This window comes from Neisseria sp. P0021.S007 (assembly GCF_051956855.1).
In genome coordinates, this window is record NZ_JBQCXA010000478.1 from 1 (window position 1) to 708 (window position 708).

Genomic DNA, 708 nt, shown 5'->3' on the forward strand with positions numbered 1-708 from the left:
CTCTATCAGGCGACCGAGCTGTCGGCGCAAACGGTAGCGGAGGTCAAAAAGATCAGCCGTCCGCAACACGGGCTGCTTGCCGCTGCGCCATATTGTCCAGATTGCCGCGTGTTTGTGCCGTTTATTCAAAAAATGGCGGAGTTGAACCCCCGTATCCGCATCAACTATATTGCCCGCAGCGATTTCGACGACAGCAGCCGTTTCGATAATCCGTGCCAACAGGAAATCGTCCGCGCCAATCAAAAAATTCCAGCGCTGTTTTTGATGGGGCATGAAGAGGAAGGGCCTGTGTTTAACGAGTTTCCGCAAGTGGTGTTAAACCAAATTGCGGCAAATGAAACCCGTCGCACGGAATTGCGCGATGCGTACCGTGCCGGCGAATTTAATGCCGATATTGAGGCGCAGATTGTAGCGGCGTTGGCATGGGCAGAGCAGCGTTGTTGAGCAAATATTGCCGGTGTGTGCGCCTATGTTTTGAGCTGTTTTGATATTTTGCTTTGTAATAAAAAGGCCGTCTGAAAAGATTTCAGACGGCCTTCTTTGATGCTTAACGCTTTATCAAATCTCGATTTTATTCGGCGTAAAGGTTTGCCATTTGTTGCAGGCTGGGCAGTGCCAGAAGAAGACTTGGGATTTGAAGTGGCAGTTGCGGCAGCGGTACATGACACTTTTTTGCAGCTGGCGGCCGATAATGGAACGAATCATATC

Annotated in this window: 1 protein-coding gene and 1 pseudogene; one reads left to right on the forward strand and one right to left on the reverse strand. The window is 50.1% G+C overall.

The features are described 5' to 3' along the window. The coding region (locus ACTHUR_RS14100; protein WP_440399174.1) for a thioredoxin family protein at positions 1-444 on the forward strand (444 nt) is incomplete at its 5' end. A gap of 114 nt (positions 445-558) precedes the next feature. On the opposite strand, the pseudogene ACTHUR_RS14105 reads toward ACTHUR_RS14100, so the two are convergent. Continuing rightward, positions 559-708: pseudogene (locus tag ACTHUR_RS14105) on the reverse strand (lipopolysaccharide assembly protein LapB); the annotation flags it as partial.